This is a genomic window from Granulicatella sp. zg-84 (assembly GCF_010892375.1).
Taxonomy (GTDB): Bacteria; Bacillota; Bacilli; order Lactobacillales; family Aerococcaceae; genus WM01.
On the sequence record NZ_WNJX01000032.1, the window covers coordinates 1 to 18,084 of the forward strand.

The 18,084-nt window shown below is 32.6% G+C and carries 16 protein-coding genes and 1 tRNA gene; 15 read left to right on the forward strand and 2 right to left on the reverse strand.

From position 1 onward, the window contains the following. The 6 genes from GMA06_RS07075 to GMA06_RS07100 form a co-directional block, all read left to right on the forward strand. A partial coding sequence (locus GMA06_RS07075; RefSeq protein WP_240328868.1) for a restriction endonuclease subunit S occupies window positions 1-786 on the forward strand: 786 nt, incomplete at its 5' end. Between the two features lie 46 nt (window positions 787-832). Then, window positions 833-3,961, forward strand: coding sequence for an HsdR family type I site-specific deoxyribonuclease (locus tag GMA06_RS07080; protein WP_163562153.1), 3,129 nt, complete (start codon window positions 833-835; stop codon window positions 3,959-3,961). A 154-nt stretch (window positions 3,962-4,115) separates the two neighbouring features. Continuing rightward, window positions 4,116-5,039: a site-specific integrase gene (locus GMA06_RS07085; protein WP_163546719.1), complete on the forward strand. Its 924-nt coding sequence runs from the start codon at window positions 4,116-4,118 to the stop codon at window positions 5,037-5,039. Window positions 5,040-5,282: 243 nt separating this feature from the next. After that, window positions 5,283-5,531 (forward strand): DUF896 family protein, encoded by a 249-nt coding sequence (locus GMA06_RS07090; RefSeq protein ID WP_163546720.1) that lies wholly within the window; start codon window positions 5,283-5,285, stop codon window positions 5,529-5,531. After that, window positions 5,512-6,081, forward strand: coding sequence for a hypothetical protein (locus GMA06_RS07095; protein WP_163562154.1), 570 nt, complete (start codon window positions 5,512-5,514; stop codon window positions 6,079-6,081). The genes GMA06_RS07090 and GMA06_RS07095 overlap by 20 nt, the downstream gene beginning before the upstream one ends. A 61-nt stretch (window positions 6,082-6,142) precedes the next feature. Beyond that, window positions 6,143-6,376 carry a YneF family protein gene (locus GMA06_RS07100; protein ID WP_163546722.1) on the forward strand — a complete coding sequence of 78 codons (234 nt, stop codon included), beginning with the start codon at window positions 6,143-6,145 and terminating at the stop codon, window positions 6,374-6,376. Between the two features lie 174 nt (window positions 6,377-6,550). On the opposite strand, the gene GMA06_RS07105 is transcribed toward GMA06_RS07100, so the two are convergent. Further along, window positions 6,551-7,138 carry a 1-acyl-sn-glycerol-3-phosphate acyltransferase gene (locus GMA06_RS07105; RefSeq protein WP_163562155.1) on the reverse strand — a complete coding sequence of 196 codons (588 nt, stop codon included), beginning with the start codon at window positions 7,136-7,138 and terminating at the stop codon, window positions 6,551-6,553. A gap of 175 nt (window positions 7,139-7,313) precedes the next feature. Here GMA06_RS07105 and GMA06_RS07110 point away from each other — a divergent pair, with 175 nt between their 5' ends. The 5 genes from GMA06_RS07110 (at window position 7,314) to GMA06_RS07130 (ending at window position 11,790) form a co-directional block, all read left to right on the forward strand. Next, on the forward strand, window positions 7,314-7,979 hold the full coding sequence (locus GMA06_RS07110) for a DUF969 family protein (RefSeq protein ID WP_163546724.1): 666 nt from the start codon (window positions 7,314-7,316) through the stop codon (window positions 7,977-7,979). 2 nt (window positions 7,980-7,981) lie between these two features. Then, a complete protein-coding gene (locus GMA06_RS07115) occupies window positions 7,982-8,893 on the forward strand; it encodes a DUF979 domain-containing protein (protein WP_163562156.1) in 912 nt (303 codons plus the stop codon). Between the two features lie 12 nt (window positions 8,894-8,905). Then, entirely contained in the window at window positions 8,906-9,553 is a 648-nt protein-coding gene (gene pcp, locus GMA06_RS07120) for a pyroglutamyl-peptidase I (protein ID WP_163562157.1), read from the forward strand. Window positions 9,554-9,675: 122 nt separating this feature from the next. Continuing rightward, the gene (locus GMA06_RS07125) at window positions 9,676-11,004 is read left to right on the forward strand and encodes a hemolysin family protein (RefSeq protein ID WP_163546727.1); all 1,329 of its coding nucleotides are present in this window, start codon (window positions 9,676-9,678) and stop codon (window positions 11,002-11,004) included. A gap of 66 nt (window positions 11,005-11,070) precedes the next feature. Then, window positions 11,071-11,790: a DUF554 domain-containing protein gene (locus GMA06_RS07130; RefSeq protein WP_163562158.1), complete on the forward strand. Its 720-nt coding sequence runs from the start codon at window positions 11,071-11,073 to the stop codon at window positions 11,788-11,790. A gap of 838 nt (window positions 11,791-12,628) precedes the next feature. Here GMA06_RS07130 and yidC read toward each other — a convergent pair. Next, window positions 12,629-13,543, reverse strand: coding sequence for a membrane protein insertase YidC (gene yidC / locus GMA06_RS07135; RefSeq protein WP_163562159.1), 915 nt, complete (start codon window positions 13,541-13,543; stop codon window positions 12,629-12,631). Between the two features lie 107 nt (window positions 13,544-13,650). Here yidC and GMA06_RS07140 point away from each other — a divergent pair, with 107 nt between their 5' ends. From GMA06_RS07140 to GMA06_RS07155, 4 genes are all read left to right on the forward strand, one after another. After that, a complete protein-coding gene (locus tag GMA06_RS07140) occupies window positions 13,651-15,819 on the forward strand; it encodes a DNA translocase FtsK (protein WP_163562160.1) in 2,169 nt (722 codons plus the stop codon). Between the two features lie 226 nt (window positions 15,820-16,045). After that, window positions 16,046-17,278 (forward strand): glycosyltransferase family 4 protein, encoded by a 1,233-nt coding sequence (locus tag GMA06_RS07145; protein ID WP_163562161.1) that lies wholly within the window; start codon window positions 16,046-16,048, stop codon window positions 17,276-17,278. Then, on the forward strand, window positions 17,271-17,753 hold the full coding sequence (ybaK, locus tag GMA06_RS07150) for a Cys-tRNA(Pro) deacylase (protein ID WP_205422931.1): 483 nt from the start codon (window positions 17,271-17,273) through the stop codon (window positions 17,751-17,753). The genes GMA06_RS07145 and ybaK overlap by 8 nt, the downstream gene beginning before the upstream one ends. A gap of 38 nt (window positions 17,754-17,791) precedes the next feature. Next, a tRNA-Leu gene (locus tag GMA06_RS07155) sits at window positions 17,792-17,874 on the forward strand. The last annotated feature ends 210 nt before the right edge of the window (window positions 17,875-18,084 follow it).

Below are 18,084 nucleotides of genomic sequence, written 5' to 3' on the forward strand. Positions count from 1 at the left end.
ACTTCTATTAGAGAATTAACTTATGAAATTCCTGTATTGAAAGATGAACAAAGGAAAATTGCAGATTTATTTAATCAACTCGACAACCTCATCGCCTTTCACCAGCGTAAACTTAATAAGTTAAAAACGTTAAAAAAGGCTCATTTATCAGAAATGTTTCCCGCTGAAGGAGAGCGTGTGCCAAAACGTCGTTTTTCTGGTTTTTTTGACGATTGGGAACAGCAGAAGTTGGGGGAGATAGGAACAACTTATTCTGGGTTGTCTGGTAAAACAAAAGAAGATTTTGGACACGGTAAAGCTTGTTTTATACCTTATATGAATATTTTTTCTAATCCCATTATCGATTTAAATGATATAGAGTATGTTGAAATTGATGAAAAACAAAATGAAGTAAAAGCAGGAGATGTATTTTTTACAACATCTTCAGAGATACCTGAGGAAGTTGGTATGACCTCTGTGATAATTGAAAATAAGCCAAACACTTATCTTAATAGCTTTTGTTTTGGCTATCGCCCAATTAAATCAATAGATAATTATTATTTAACATATATGCTACGTTCTAAATCTGTAAGAAAATCGATTGCCTTTTTAGCACAAGGAATTTCAAGATATAATATTTCAAAAAATAAGGTTATGGGAATTGAAGTACCGTTGACTACAACAAATGAACAACAGCGAATAGGGGCATTTTTCCGAGATCTCGACCACCTCATCGCCCTTCATCAGCGTAAATTAGAAAAGTTAAAAAATTTAAAAAAAGCTTATTTAAACGAGCTATTTGTTTGATACCAACGTGTGTATATCGTGTTATTTAGTACTGGAAAGGAGATAGATGAAATTGACAGATAAAAATGGTTCTGAACGAGAGTTTCAAAATAAATTTGTAGAAGAACTAAAAAAATATAGATGGCAAGCACCGGACAAATTGAATGGAAATTTGCATAAAGTTACTGTTGATGATTTAATAAACAATTGGCGTGAGGAACTTAATCGAATAAATGTAGATGTGTTAGAAGGTGTTGCCCTAACAGATGCAGAGTTTGAACAAATTATGTCCAAAGTCAATCAAATCTCTAATAGTTATGAAGCTGCAAAAATTCTTTCTATGGAAGGTTCAATAGGAAAGATTGACGGCATTTATCGTGATAAGCATCCAGATGTTACTAAAAAGCAAATTACATTGACGATATTAAAGAAAGCACAAGTAAGCGGAGGTGATTCTAGTTATCAAATAGCTAGAGAGGTATCAACTAGTAATAATAATCGTTTTGATATTGTTCTTTTAATCAATGGTTTACCGTTAATCAATATAGAACAAAAAAGAAGTGATAAAACCTTAGATGAAGCATTTGGACAGTTTAAAAGATATTATCGAGATGGTGAATATACGAATAATTTTATGGCCTTTTCACAAATGATGGTCGTAACGACTGAGATTGAAACGCGTTATTTTGCAACGCCAAAAACGATAAATGATTTTAACCAATCATTTGTTTTTCATTGGTCGGTTACAAAAAAAGATAAAAAAGATGGTCGACATTTAGGACAACGCATCTTAACAGACTATAAAGAAGTTATTGAGCATTTTCTAATGGTGCCAATGGCACATCAAATGGTTGGAGATTATTTGATTATTGATGAAGATCCAGATAACGAGGAAAATAGACGGCACATGTTGATGCGACCTTATCAAGTATATGCTTTACAAGCTGTTGAGAAAGCTACTTTTGGATGGGATAATGCTGAAGGAAAACCACATGGTGGTTTTGTATGGCATACCACTGGATCAGGTAAGACAATTACGAGTTTTAAAACAGCTCAATTTTTATCCACACGAACCGAATTTGATAAAGTTGTCTTTTTACTGGATAGACGTGATTTAGATGAGCAAACATCAAAAGCGTTTAAAGCTTATTCAACGTATGAATCTGTTGATGTCGATGATACGAGAAGTACTTATCAATTAAGAAAACAAATGATGAGTTCTAAAAATGGTATAATTGTAACGACGACGTTTAAATTAAGTTTCTTAGTAAAAGAGTTAATTACAGCACAAGATAATACTTTAGCAGACAAAAAAATAATTTTTATTATTGATGAGGCACATCGAACAACCATGGGAGAAATGATGGGAATGATTAAAGATTATTTCTTTAAAAATGCATTATTTTTTGGATTTACAGGAACGCCTCTATTTGATGAAAATAACGTTAAAGGAAAAATTAATCAAAGAAGTGAAGTCATCAATACGACTGAAAAATTATTTGGTCCATTATTACATCAGTATACGATTGATGAGGCTATTAAAGACGGTAATGTTTTAGGATTTCATGTAGATTATATCAATACAGGTGAATTTATTAGTTATGAAAGTTTACGAGATGAGCTAGTTGAGAAATTAGTGGTCATGAATACTGAGTGTAGTAAAAAGGAAATACAGCGTAAAGTCCAATCATGGTCAGAATTAGAAGTTGAAGAGAATGCTGTAAAAGAAGGTATTTTAAAATACCAAGATAAAACACATATTCCTAGAGTCGTCTCAGAAATTCTTTCTGGGTGGAAAGAACAATCTAGAAATGGAGAGTTTAATGCTATATTAACTGTTGCTTATAAAGATCGTGTGATTGCTTATTATCATGAGTTTAAAAAGCAAATTAGTGAAAGATTTGATACGACTGAGCATAGACCAAATATTGCGATGACATTTAGTTTTGGGAATGAGAATGATGTTGAAAATATGGCGATTGATGTGATAGATGAAATGTTTGAGGATTATGCGAATTTTACAGGTATTCAGTTTTTAGCGGGAGATAAGCGGAATGGTGAAGATGCTTATTTTGAAGATTTAACATACCGTGCAAAACGTGGTGGAAGTGGTAGAAATTCAAAAAATATTGATATTGTCATCGTTGCGGATCAATTACTAACAGGTTATGATGCAAAACGAGTGAATACATTGTATGTAGATCGACGACTTGAATTGCAAGGACTTATACAAGCCTATTCTCGTACAAATCGTGTTTTTGGCGCCTCTAAGGAATTTGGAAGTATTATTAATTTTCAATATCCTAGAATAACAGAAGAAATTGTAAATGAAGCTATTCGTTTATATGGAAGTGGTGGTAAGAACAGTTATGTTCTTGTTGAAAAATATGACGATGCTGTTATTTTATTAAGAAAGTGTATGGATGATTTAATTTTATCATTACCAAATCCAACAGAATGGCCAACTATACAATACGATGAAGAGAAGAAAAACTATTTTAAAAAAGTATTTGAATTAGCGAATAAGCAACTAAATCGTGTGAAGCAATACTATGAGTTTTGTTGGGATAATGAAACATTTGGTATTAGCGAGGATATTTTTCAAAACTATGTAGGTGCGTATAAAAATTTATTTCTACGTACTTCTCATATAGAAGTGGAAGAAATACAGGAACTGTTGGGACAAACAAAATTACAAGGGACACAAATTATTGATGCTCAAAATATTTTATCATTTATTGATAAAAAAACAGAGAGTGAAGATGGTTATAAAGTTGTAAATGATGGGAATCTTGTTTTAATTCTTGAGAAAATTGAAGAATTAAGTAATAAAGGGGAATACGATTTGGCAGAATCTTTAAAATTATTTGTTCAGAATGAATTAAAACCGGGGCATCTAGAAGTAGATGTAGATTTTGATACGGCTTTTAGAAAATGGCAAGAAGAACGATGCTTTGAAGATGTTAAAAAATTTGCTTCTGAATGGGGACTTGATAGTGAATTACTTGAAAAATCATTAATGGACTATAACGTAAAGAAAAAGGATGAAATTCCATATTTATCAAATTTGATTAAATCGTTGGACGCAACAAAAGCAACCAATGAATTTGCAGGTAATAAAATAACATTATCCTTGAACGTACATACAGCTTTAAAACAATGGATGCCTGAAATAAAACAAACTTATAAATACTGAAAAGATCAAGAATATTCTTGGTCTTTTTGCTGTATCTATTTTTTTAAGTGTTTTATCATAAATTTTTTCTAAATAATAGCTATGCAAAATTTTTTTACTTTATACGTTCTCATCATTCTTCATTCAGCATAAGGCATAGATAGAAAGGATTATTATGAACAAAATGACAAAAGAAACGTTATTACATGAATATTTTCAACAATGGATAAAACTTTTTAAAGAGGGAGCTGTTCGTTCTGTTACACTTGAAAAATATTATAATAATTATCAGCATTTAAAAAATATTGTTCCAAATCTTAAATTATGTGAACTAGATAGAACGGCTTATCAGCAAATACTAAATGATTATGCTCAGATGCATGAAAGGCAAACGGTTATTGATTTTCATCATCAGATAAAAGGTGCTATATTAGATGCGGTAGATGAAGGTTTCGTTTATAGAGATCCCACTCGAAAAGTTATTTTTAAAGGAAAGGTTCCAAGAGCGAAAAAAATGAAATATTTGAATCAATTTGATTTACATAGTGTGTTATCAGATTTGAATTTAGAGTATAAAATAAATTGGGATTGGCTCATTTTGCTTATTGCTAAAACAGGGTTAAGATTTTCAGAAGTGTTAGGCTTAACACCGTCGGATTTTAATTTTTTACAACAAAATATCTCTGTGACAAAAACTTGGGATTATAAAGGCAAAGGAGGTTTTTTACCAACTAAAAATAAATCGTCGGTTAGAAAAGTGCAAATTGATTGGCAATTAAGTATGCAATTTCAGCAGTTGATAAAAGATTTACCAAAAGATAAACCAATTTTTGTGAATGGTCCCGTTTGCAATTCCACACCAAATAAATGGTTAGAAAAGCATTGTAAGCGTGTAGGTGTACCGGTTATTTCAATACATGGATTAAGGCATACACACGCCTCTCTTTTAATGTATGCGGGTGTATCTATTGCCAGTGTTTCAAGACGATTGGGGCATTCTTCTATAACAACTACACAAAAAGTCTATATGCATGTTATATCAGAGCTTGAAAATCAAGATAATGATATTGTCATGAGATATTTGGCAAGTTTAACTTAGAAAGACTGCTTTATGTTGATGAAGAAGATGAGAGTATTATGGAGTTTGATACATATTTGATTATAGTAGAATAATCTAAATAAATTCAAAAAGAGATATTCGTATGCTATAATTTGAAAGACTATTTTTAGAAAGTTGGAATAGTGGTAAAATGATGTTCAGTGAAAGGATATAGAGAGTATAGAAATTACCAAACTTTCCAAATATAGATGGTTTATGATAGACTATTACTAGGAGGCAATTATGTTATCAAAAGAAAAATTAAATCGAATAAATGAATTGGCAAAAAAATCAAGAGAAGTCGCTTTGACAGAGGAAGAAAAGGCTGAACAAAAAGCACTTAGAGAAGAATATTTAGAAGCATTTCGTGGAGGAATGAGAAATCATATTGAAGGGTTGAAAATGATTGATCCAGAGGGTAATGATGTTACACCAGAAAAATTAAAACAAATTCAAAAGGAAAAAGGTTTGCATGGACGTGATAAAGAGTGATTTATTGCAACAAGTAAGAGAGATATATGCGAAACATCTTGAAATGCCTTATATTTCACCTGAGCGTGATTTACAAGCTTGGTTAAATGAAGTGTCTGTATCTTCGGGGAAAATTGTTCCTAAGCGAAATATGGAGCGTTTAGATAATGGATTATTACCGGGGCATATTATTTTGTTGTGGCGAGTGAATTTTGGAACATATACGACAGATACGGTTATTTCAAAATATTTTGAGCATACGTATGGGATTGATGCCCAAAAAGATATTCACTTGTTAATGGAACAAGGTCTTGTTGAAGAAGAAAGTGCTATTGTATCAACACGCCATTTAACAAGCGGTGTGTTGAAATCATTTTTAAAGGAAAAACAAATCAAAGGTTTGTCATCTTTAAAACGAGCAGATATTGATGAGGCAATACGCACACATTTTAGTGAAGAAGAACTGACAAAATTATTTGCATTAAGAGGCTATACATTAACGCAAAAAGGACAGGAAACATTGAAGTGTTATCCAGAAGTGGTTGACAGACATCCAAAGAAAAAATTCTAATTGAAAAAAGATGTTATTTTTTGTAAAATAGAAAAGAACGTTATAGAAAAGAGGAGAGAGTATGGATACAATATGGGTTGTTTTAATTGCATTTGCAGCAATGGCATTAGGTGTTGTGGGTGGCTTCTTCTTAGCAAGAAGAACAATGATTAAATATTTTGAAGAAAATCCGCCAATGGACGAAACTATGGTACGTACAATGATGGCACAAATGGGACAAAAACCATCTGAAAAGAAAGTGCAACAAATTGTACAATCTATGAAAATGCAAAGTAAAAAGAAAAATAAAAAATAATAAAAATACTTTGTCAAATTGTGTTGGTTGGTTTCACCCACCAACACAATTTATAATATAACTCTTGATGTGATAAGTTACATCAAGAGTTTTTTGTTTAATTTTTTTGATAGGTAAAAAGGTGTATAAAAAAGGGAGTGACAATACCGTTTGTCACTCCTCCTCAAAACTTAACTACCGTAACTCTGCATCTAATACATCAAAAATAACGTTGATTGATTGAGAGAAATTACTTTGTTCTTCTTTTGTGGTGATGTATATAGGTGTTCCAAAATTTACTTTTGTTTTTTTTCGTTTTAATAGGTCTTTAAATGAAAATGGTCCTTGGTAGACACATGGGATAATTGGCACTTTCGCCAGACGAGCAATCATAGCAGCACCTTCCTTTGCTTCGGATGTATGACGAGAGCCACTTGGGAAAATGACAAGCCCTAGCTTCCCTTCTTTTAAATGAGTTACAGGAATTTTAATAGCGCTAGGTCCAGGGTTTTCTCTATCTACTGGAAAAGCATTCATACTTGTAATCAACCAGCGTAATGCAGGGTTTTTAAAAAGTTCTTTTTTTGCCATAAAACAAAATTGTTTAGGACTTGCTGCTAAGGCTAAGTAGATAGGATCTAACCAACTACGATGAGGTGAAATTAAAATATAACCGACATTTTCTTTAGGGTCTGGTAAATTTTGTTTGTTTTTAATGAGAGTAGTTCCATTTAAGATAATTAATAAAAATCGTGCAATACCACGAATCATTGAGTATAACATAAGACGCTCCTTTTTATGAATGTATTGATAGTATGACAAAAAATATCAGTAAAATCAAGTCAAAGAAAAAAGTGAATATATAGAATTATTTGACAAGGTAGTTCTATTACTCTATACTCTTTTTATAACAAATGTTTGCTTTTTAAAACGTTTGTTTATAGATAGGAGGGATTTTATGAACTATTTACCTTTAGTTGGTATAGTGATTATTTTATTAGGTTTTATTTTTAAATTAGATACGACAGCAACAATTATTGTATCGGCTATTGTGACCGCACTTGTTGCTGGTATTAGTTTAGACGGAGCAATTACAGCTTTAGGAGAAAATTTTGTAAAAAGTCGATTGGTAACAATTTTGATTTTACCTGTACCTGTTATTGCACTTGTTGAAAAATATGGTTTAAAAGAACAAGCAAGCCAAATCATTAAGAAAATGAAAAAATTAACAGCACCTATTTTCTTATTTGTTTATTTCATTATTCGTCAAATTACAGCTGCAACATCTATTCCATTTGGTGGGCATGCACAAGTGGTACGTCCGATTGTTTATCCAATGGCAGAAGCGGCTGCTGCAAAAGACGGTGAATTAACAGAAGAAATTTCTGAACAAATGAAAGCTAAATCTGCTGCTGTGGAAAATATTGGTAATTTCTATGCACAAAATGTCATGTTAGGATCTGCTGGTGTATTATTGATTTCTAAAACATTAGAAGAATTAGGGTATAAAGCACCAACAAATGATATTGCACAAACAGCATTGATTATTGCTTTTGCCTCATCTGCTGTGATGCTTTGTACAACATGGTTATGGCAAAAAGCATTGAAGAAAGGAGGAAAATAATCATGAAAAATATTTTTTTAGAGTTAGCGTATATACTGATTGGTTTCCTATTCTTTCTAAATGCCATTCAAACATTTAGACATAACAAAGAAAAACAAATAGGTACTAGCTTATTTTGGGCAATTTTAGGATTTACTTTTGTTTTTGGGAATAGTGTTCCTTACATTGTGACGGGTGGATTATTGATTATCTTAGGTGTTTTAACAGCAACCAAACAAGTGTCTGTTGGGAAGTTTAAAGCTGTTGAGGATAGTGTAAAAAAACAACGTTCAGACAAATATGGTATTCTTGTCTTTTTACCTTCTGTTTTATTAGCCTTTGTTGCATTTTTTGTTGCTTTTACAACAAATTTAGGCGGACAAGTCGGCGTAGTGATCGGATCAATTGTTGCGTTTTTAGTATCCTTACTTTTATTTAAACCAAGTTTATCAGAAGTACACGAAGGAACATCACAATTAACACAACAAATGGGTGTGAATATTTTTCTACCACAATTATTAGCAGCTTTAGGTAGTATTTTTGCGACTGCTAATGTGGGAATGATTATTTCAAATGGTGTGGCTTCAGTTGTTCCTGCAAATAACCGTTTAATTGGTGTGATTGCTTATGTATTAGGTATGGTCATTTTTACCATTATTATGGGGAATGCATTTGCTGCCTTTACAGTGATTACGGCAGGTATTGGTGTTCCGTTTGTTTTTGCTTTAGGTGGGAATCCAGTGCTTATTGGAACAATGGCAATGACAGCAGGATATTGCGGAACATTGTTAACACCAATGGCAGCAAACTTTAATAGTATGCCTGCTTCATTATTAGATATGAAAAATCAATATGGTATTATTAAAGCACAAGCACCAATCGCATTAGCAATGATTGTTGTGCATATTGTATTGATGTACACATTAGGATTTTAGGAGGGAAACACGATGAAAATTTTAGTGACAGGATTTGATCCATTCGGCGGTGAAACAATCAATCCAGCGTGGGAAGCTGTGAAACAGTTACCAGAAACATTAAATGGTGCAACTATTAAAAAAATACAAATTCCAACAGTGTTTCATGATTCAGCAGATGTTGTTTTTAAAGAGATCGATACATTTTCTCCAGATGTGGTATTGTGTATTGGGCAAGCGGGCGGACGTGTTGGGGTCACGCCTGAAAGAGTTGCTATTAATGTTGATGATGCACGCATACCAGATAATAACGGCAAACAACCGATTGATGTGTGTATTCAACCAGACGGTGAACCAGCATATTTTTCAACTTTACCGATAAAAGCAATGGTCAATAATATGAAAAAAGAAGGCGTTCCGTCAAGTGTATCAAATTCAGCAGGTACATTTGTGTGTAATCATATTATGTACCAAGTATTGTACTATTTGTCTAAACATTATCCAGAAAGTCAAGGTGGATTTATTCATGTGCCGTTTATTCCAACGCAAGTGGTGGATAAACCAACAGAGCCGTCTATGTCTTTAGACGATATTGTAAAAGGATTAACATCATCATTAAAAACGATTGTAGACTACCATGGAAAAAATGACGATAAATTAGTTGGTGGGCAAACTCATTAATGTGTAAAAGGTTTCTAGTTTTTGTGCTAGGAACCTTTTGCTATAAGGTAATACTTGATTTATACTTTAAATTTGATAAAATATTAACATATAATCTATAAAACGAAAGAAGGAAAGTACACATGAGCGATGGTTCGTTACCCGCCCAGATACTACTTATTATTATTTTAACAGCGATAAACGCACTATTTTCAGCGACAGAGTTAGCGTATGTATCGTTAAATGTCATGAAAATGAAGCAACTTGAAATAGAGGGCAATAAAAAGGCAGAAAAAGTGATGCGATTATTAGATAATTCGGATGACTTTTTAGCGACAATTCAAGTTGTGATTACATTTGCAGGATTTCTATCGAGTGGTTCTGCCTCACTTAGTTTTACAAAATTGATTGAACCATATTTGGTGAGTTTTGCTGGTGAGTTTGGTGTGACATTGTCTGTTTTAATCGTGACTGTCATTTTATCATATTTAACACTTGTGTTGGGGGAATTGTATCCAAAACAAGTTGCGCTACAAATGCCTGAAAAAATAGCATTGTCAACAGCAGGTTTTGTGATGTTGACACAAAAATTTTTCAAACCATTTGTTCGCTTATTGTCATTTTCAACAGGTGTTTTGAAAAAAATTACACCGATTGAATTTAAAAACGAAGAGGAAAAATTAACACGTAGCGAAATGAAAGCATTATTAGACAATAGTCGTAATGATGGTGCGATTGACTTAGAAGAGTTTTCTATGATGCAAGGGGTACTATCTCTTGATACGAAATTAGCACGTGAAGTAATGGTACCTAGAACAGATACATTTATGATTGATATTGAAGATGATATGAATGATATATGGACATCTATTTTAGATAATTCTTATTCTCGTATTCCTGTTTATGAGGGTGACAAAGATATGGTCATTGGTATCTTGCATGTAAAAGATATTTTAAAAACAGCTAAAGTAACGGGATTTGATAGCCTTAATCTTCGTGATTTAATGAATGATGATCCATTATTTGTACCGTCTACTATTTTTATAGATGATTTATTACTAGCTTTTAGAAAAGAACGTCAACACATGGCTATCTTAAAAGATGAGTATGGTGGTGTTGAAGGGATTGTGACAATGGAAGACTTAATTGAAGAAATTGTCGGGGAAATTGAAGATGAATCTGATGAAGAAGCAGATTTATATAAAAAATTATCACATCGTGTCTATAATATAGACGGAATTATGCCGATTGATAAATTTAATGATGTTTTCCATTTAAATATTGAATCTGAAGAAATGGATACAATGGCAGGATTTGTTTTAGAACAACTTGGCTATTTACCAGAAGATGATGAAAAAGATGTACGAGTTGACTTAGAATCATGTATTTTAAAACCCGTACATATTGAAAACGGACGTATCCGAAGTATCAATGTTATTTTAAAAGATAAAATTGAAATTGAGGTTGACTAAAAAACCTTGACACATTGGCTAGCCGATGTGTCAAGGTTTTGATTTTAGAAGTGATGGGAGATATATATGGTAGGAATTGGAACAATCATCAATGCGATTTCAGTTTTGTTAGGGGGTGGAATAGGACTTCTTCTAGGAAATCGTCTACCCGAAAGCATACAAAAAATATTAACACAAGCAATGGGACTATCTGTTTTATTTATTAGTGTTGCAGGTGCTATGTCACACATGCTTGTATTAACAGATAAAGCACTTTTGACAAAAGGAGGTATGCTAATCACGATTTCCTTAGCCCTAGGTGCTATACTTGGTGAATGGATAGATATTGAACGACACATTGTCTTATTTGGTGAGAAAATTAAACAAAAAGTCGGGAATACGCAAGATAATTTATTTGTTGAAGGATTTGTTACAGCCAGTTTTACCATTTGTATTGGTGCAATGGCTATTGTAGGGTCTATTCAAGACGGATTACTGCACGATCCAACGATGCTATTTACAAAATCTGTTTTAGACGGTGTTATTTTAATTGTCTTTGCATCGGTATATGGAATAGGTGCTATTTTTTCTATCATACCTCTTGTATTGTGGCAAGGTATAATTACGTTGTGTTCAAGTTTAGTGCAACAGTTTTTAACACCTACTATGATAGATAGCATTTCGTTAGTAGGGTCTTTACTGATTTTTTGTGTTGGTGCTAATTTATTTTTTAATATGAAAATAAAAGTAGCAAATCTTTTACCGTCACTTATTTTTGCGATTATTTTAGTGCATGTCATTGGATAATGGTATTTTTAAGAATGTAAGAAGACTATTGAAACAAAAGGGGAGGGTGAGTTATCATAAGTCAAATTACTGAATATTAAAGGGTTTTCCATATAAAATATAAATTTTTTAAGAGTTGTTTAGTTTTAGTAACGCTATTTTTGGGATTTAGTCAAATGAATAGTACTTTTGCGGAAAATACAACTAAGGATATTTTAACTGAAAAAGTTGACAGTCGAGATAAAACAAAAAAATTATCAGGTGCTTTTTTTGATGTACTTACCCAAAAATGAAAAAGTAATATATATTATTGTTTTTAATTTTTGAAAGTTTATACTTGTAGACTCTTAAACTTTTTTGGTGTCCGAATAGTTCGCTTTTTAATTTATTTCTTTGCTATTTTTATGAGTAAGTCAGTTAATGTATAAAATTGTTTAATAAGTATTTTTTATTTGTTCATGTTCTTCTTGTGTAACATTGCAGCTTATTGTTTTATTTCTTAATCGTCCTGTTGTAACCTCCTTTTTATGATGATACATGACTTATAAATAGAGTAGATGAACGTTCGCTTATCGTCCTAATTTGAAAAAGTGCTAAGACTTTAATCATTTCAGAAATTTTATAATCAATTTATAACTGCGGTTATTAAATTGATTACTTCAGTTATCAAAGTTTTTTTGTCTTTTATTAAGTCTTTTTTAGGTGTACAGTTTTTTCTTTCACTTATACTTATATGACTAATTTAGGTTTAAGATAAGGTGAAAAAAGCAAAGAGAATTTAACATGATTTATGATAGAACTAAAAACCGGAACGAATGTATGTTATCATTCGTTCCGGTTTTGTATATTCATATTATTTTTAGCGTTTTTGCTGTTTGCCCTCATTACGACGTACTTTTTGTGTTGGGGCTGTTGTTACTTGTTTTGTGTGAACAGAGGTTGTTACGTCTTTTCTTTTTGGGAAATGAATAGGATTTTCTTCCATATCTTTTTTAATATCTTCTTTAATTTTTGGTTTTAACACTAATGAAATGTATAAACTTGTTAAACAGCTAAAGATACCACTGACGGTCCAATATAATGCAGCACCGGCAGGTAATGATAACCCAAATATTAAGTTAATTAAAGGTGTGGTAAATAGAACAGCTTTATTCATTTGTTTTTGTTCTTCAGTCATACCAATTTGTGAAATGTATCCTTGGATTAAATAAAAAGCGGATGACAAGATACAGAATAACCAGCTAGGTGTTGCTAAAGAAACACCTAAGAACGTATCGTTTAAAATTTCAGTTGATGAAATTGTTGCAAAGTATAATGCTGAGAAAATAGGCATTTGAATGAATAGTGGTAAACATCCACTGGCACTTACGAATTGAATACCTGCTGCTTTTTGTAATGCAGCTTGCTCTTGACGTAGACGTGCTTGTTCTTCAAAAGTTTTTGCTTGTCGCATTTCTTCTGTTATTGCTTGCATTTGTGGTCTAATATACGCCATTCTCTCTTGTTGAATGGTATTTGTTTTCATCATGTTGATATTTAAAGGTGTAATCGCAATACGTACTAATATGGTAACAGCAATAATACCTAGCCCATAACTACCGACTGTATTTCCAAAAATACCTGCAAACCAGAAAATAAGTTGTTCCATAGGTCGACCGAGTACGTCCCAAATAAAACCTGTTGGAGCACCACTTGTATCACGACCTACACATCCTGATAAGATTAAAACGAGTGTCAAAGTTACCAAGATACGTATCCATTTTTTTTCTTTCATATGTTCATTCCTTTTTTTAAATTTACTAGAAGATTATACCCTATTTTATACGAAGTTTCAAAAATATGATATAATAAAGCAAAAATAATAAATATGGAGGCAGAGCAGTGGCTAAGAAAAGAAACAAAACAAAAAAGAAGCAAACATTTAAGTTAGAGTATATATCCATTGCTTTACTATTTGTCTGTTTATTTGCTGTTTTTTCATTCGGTTTTATCGGTGTTTTTTTTGCTAATATTATCCGTTTATTTGTTGGTGATACGTACCGATTTGTGTCTATTTTGTTGATTATTTATGCAATTTATATGCTATTTAAACGAACACCCTCAATTCCGATGACAAAAAAGCAAATGATTGCCAGTTGTGTATTTACAATTATAATTCTTGTGTTTTTTGAATATTTAGGATTTGCAAACCGTACTAATCTTATGTCAGACACATGGAAAGCTATCTCAACTGATTTATTCAGCAATCAATTAAAACAAGCGACCGGTGGCGGTATGATTGGAGCTGTTTTAGCGAATATATTTACGTTTTTATTTGGTGAAATTGGGACATATTTAATACTGCTCCTTTTATTAGGTATCACTTTAGTATTAGTAAGTGGAAAAACGATTTCTGATTTTATTGATATGGCGCAGCATACTAGAACAAAAGTGCAAAAAACGCAAATAAAACTACCAAAATCAGTAAAAGAGGTCAAAGAAGATATAGATAGCGTGCTATATATTGAAGAAGACGATAAACCAGCCGTTGAAAATATAGAGCCGATTGTTATAAATAGTTTCCAGCCCGAACCAGACGTGATTGACCCGGTAGTAGAAGAAGTGGTTGAAAAAGAAGTAACATTTTCTGTATCAAAAGAAGATTCGCACTATGAATTACCTCCAGTAACATTATTAAATCGTGTAGAACCAGTTGATCAATCGAGTGAGCATGAATTAATAAAAAGAAATATTCGTATTTTAGAAGATACATTTAAAAGTTTTGGTGTCAATGCACGTGTTATTTCTGCTAATTTAGGTCCGTCTGTGACAAAATTTGAAGTACAGCCAGCTGTTGGTGTGAAAGTCAGTAAAATTGTGAGTTTAACAGATGATTTGGCGTTAGCCTTGGCAGCAAAAGATATTCGTATTGAAGCACCGATTCCTGGAAAATCATTTGTAGGTATTGAAGTACCGAATCAAACCACAAGTATGGTTTCTTTCAGAGAAATTATTGAAGGTAATATTGATTCTAAATCAAAACTAGAAGTCCCACTTGGAAGAGATATTTCAGGAAATATTCGTATGGCTGACTTATCAAAAATGCCACATTTACTTGTTGCTGGTGCTACGGGTAGTGGAAAATCTGTGGCGATTAACGGCATGATTACAAGTATTTTGATGAAAGCCAAACCAAGTGAAGTGAAACTGATGATGATTGACCCTAAAAAAGTAGAGTTAAATGTCTATAATGGCATTCCTCATTTATTAACTCCAGTTGTCACAAATCCACGCCGTGCTGCACAAGCATTGCAAAAAGTTGTCTTGGAAATGGAAAGACGCTATGAATTATTTGCTCAAACAGGTATGCGTAATATTATTGGGTATAATGAACAAGTTGATGAATTTAATGAAACAGCTGATGAACCCATGGAGAAAATGCCGTACATTGTTGTGATTGTAGATGAGTTAGCTGATTTGATGATGGTGGCAAGTAATGAAGTAGAATCAGCCATTATCCGATTAGCGCAAATGGCACGTGCAGCAGGAATTCATATGGTTTTAGCGACACAAAGACCAAGTGTAGATGTTATTACTGGATTGATAAAAGCCAACGTACCTAGTCGAATGGCATTTGCCGTATCTAGTAGTATTGATTCTCGTACGATTATTGATAGTAACGGTGCTGAAAAACTACTCGGAAAAGGTGATATGCTATTTCAACCAATGGGAGAAAATAAACCAATTCGTGTACAAGGTGCGTTCTTATCTGATTCTGAAGTTGAAAAAATAGTAGAATTTGTTAAAAATCAACAAGAGGCAAATTATGTCGAAGACATGATTCCAACAGATGAACCGGTATCACAAGGAGAACCAGAAGACGAATTATTTACTGAAGTTGTAGAATTCTTGAAAGAACAAGAGTTTATTAGTGTATCTATGTTACAACGTCGTTTTAGAATTGGCTTTAACCGTGCGGCGAGATTGATGGATGAATTAGAAGCCAAAGGACATGTTGGTGCGGCTGAGGGAACAAAACCACGACGTGTATTAATTAATACAGAAGTATAACACAAAATAGTATTTAAACAGAAAGGCTTGAAATCAATTTGCTGATTTTAAGCCTTTTTGTGTTATTGATTTAAATACTATTTTTTAATCATGGGTTGCCATATCTGATACTAGTTGATTTGAAAAACTATGTATTGCAATAAATGTATCCTAATAATTAACGCTTGATTGTCGACTTTGAAAAGAGTAGAATAAAAAGAACAATATATTTAACGTGGAGAATATTATGAAAATTGCGATGTTTACAGATTCGTACTTTCCTCAAGTAAGTGGGGTAGCGACATCAATTAAAATTTTAAGTGAAGAATTAGAAAAAATGGGTCATGACGTCACAATTTTTACGACGACAGATCCCCATGTCGATGAGAATGAGAATAATGACAAAATTGTTCGGATTGCTAGTGTGCCGTTTATTTTCTTTACAGATAGACGTTTAGTCATTGGTGGAATGAATAAAGCTTATAAAATTGCGAAAGAAAAGCAATTTGATATTGTGCATACGCATACAGAATTTGGCATGGGACTTATTGGCAAATATGTGGCATATCGATTAAAAATTCCAACAGTTCACACTTATCATACCATGTATGAAAAATATTTACATTATATTGCTAATGGTTATTTAGTTAGACATAGCCATGTTCGTTTTTTATCTCATTCATTTTGTAACCACACGTCAGGTGTGATAGCTCCGGGCCCACAAATTTTTGAGATTTTAAAAGGCTATGATATTGAAACGGATATTCAAATTATTCCAACGGGTGTACCAATCCCAGAAAAAGTTACTTCTGTTAGAACAAATATTAGACAAGCATTAGGTTTATCTGATGAACATCTTGTGTTATTATCTTTATCTCGATTGGCAAAAGAAAAGAGCTTAGATAAAATTATAGATGCTTTCCCACATGTTTTAGTACAATATCCAAATGCTAGATTAGTATTTGTTGGAGATGGACCTGCTAGAAAATCATTGGAAGAACAAGTAAGTGAATTATCTCTGCAAGATACGGTTATCTTTGTCGGCGAAATTCAAAATGATGATGTGTATAAATATTACCAAATGTCTGATATTTATGTGAATGCATCTGAATCTGAAACACAAGGGCTAACGTATTTAGAGTCTTTAGTCAATGGCTTACCTGTTATTGCAAAACGTAATGATTATTTATCTGGTATCATTACGAATGAAAGTTTAGGATGTTTATATGAAGACACATCACAATTAGCCAAAGCAGTCATTGATTATGTACCTATTTTAAACGAAACTCAAAAATTATCTAATGAAGAAAAAGAAGCATTGTCTTATAATGTATCAGCAGATAAATTTGGGAAAGCTGTTGAGGCGTTTTATTATCAAGCCGTTGAAAGTTATAAAGAAAAACGAACGAATGAAGAAAATCCAAAATCAAGTATTTTAAATCGTTTGTCCTTTGGAAAGTGGTTCGATAAAGATGAGTAAAAAACTACTTAAAACAAATGCTCTTAGACAATTAGACCAAAAAAAGATTGCTTATACAGTTCATACATATGAATGGGATGAACAGCATATCGGGGGTAGACATATTCTTGAACAATTCAAGGATAAAAGTGAACGCATTTACAAAACGATTGTTTTAGTTGGAAAAAGTGGTGCCTTATATGTTTGTGTTGTGCCGATAACAAGTGAACTTGATTTAAAACAAGTAGCGCATGTGTGTAAAGAAAAAAGTGTGACATTATTACCTTTAGACATGCTTGAAAAACAAACAGGATATATTCGTGGAGGCTGCTCGCCAGTAGGCATGAAAAAACAATTACCTACGTTTTTCGATACAAGTGTTCAAAATTATGATACAATAGTCGTATCTGCTGGTAAAAGAGGGTATCAAATGGAATTGACCCCCGCAGATTTAATGAATGTTACCAATGGGATACTTTCTCATTTAATACAATAAATACAGGTTTTGCATGCGTGACGCATGCAAAACAAAACGCAGTCGTGGTGGAATGGCAGACACGCTATCTTGAGGGGGTAGTGAGAGTATTCTCGTGTGGGTTCGAGTCCCATCGACTGCATTTTTTTAATGTTTTATAAAATAGTTAAATCTGAGAAATGACTTTATATAGCCTTTTTTTTAGTTTTGGGGATATTAAAAAAATGGCTCTTCGTCAAATTGTGTTGGTGGAGAGAAATAGTGAGTATGTTGGTAGTGAATGGCATTAACCATTCACTACCTTTTTCACATTCTTTTTCTGCCACTGAGAATGGTGTTGTATGATTAAAAT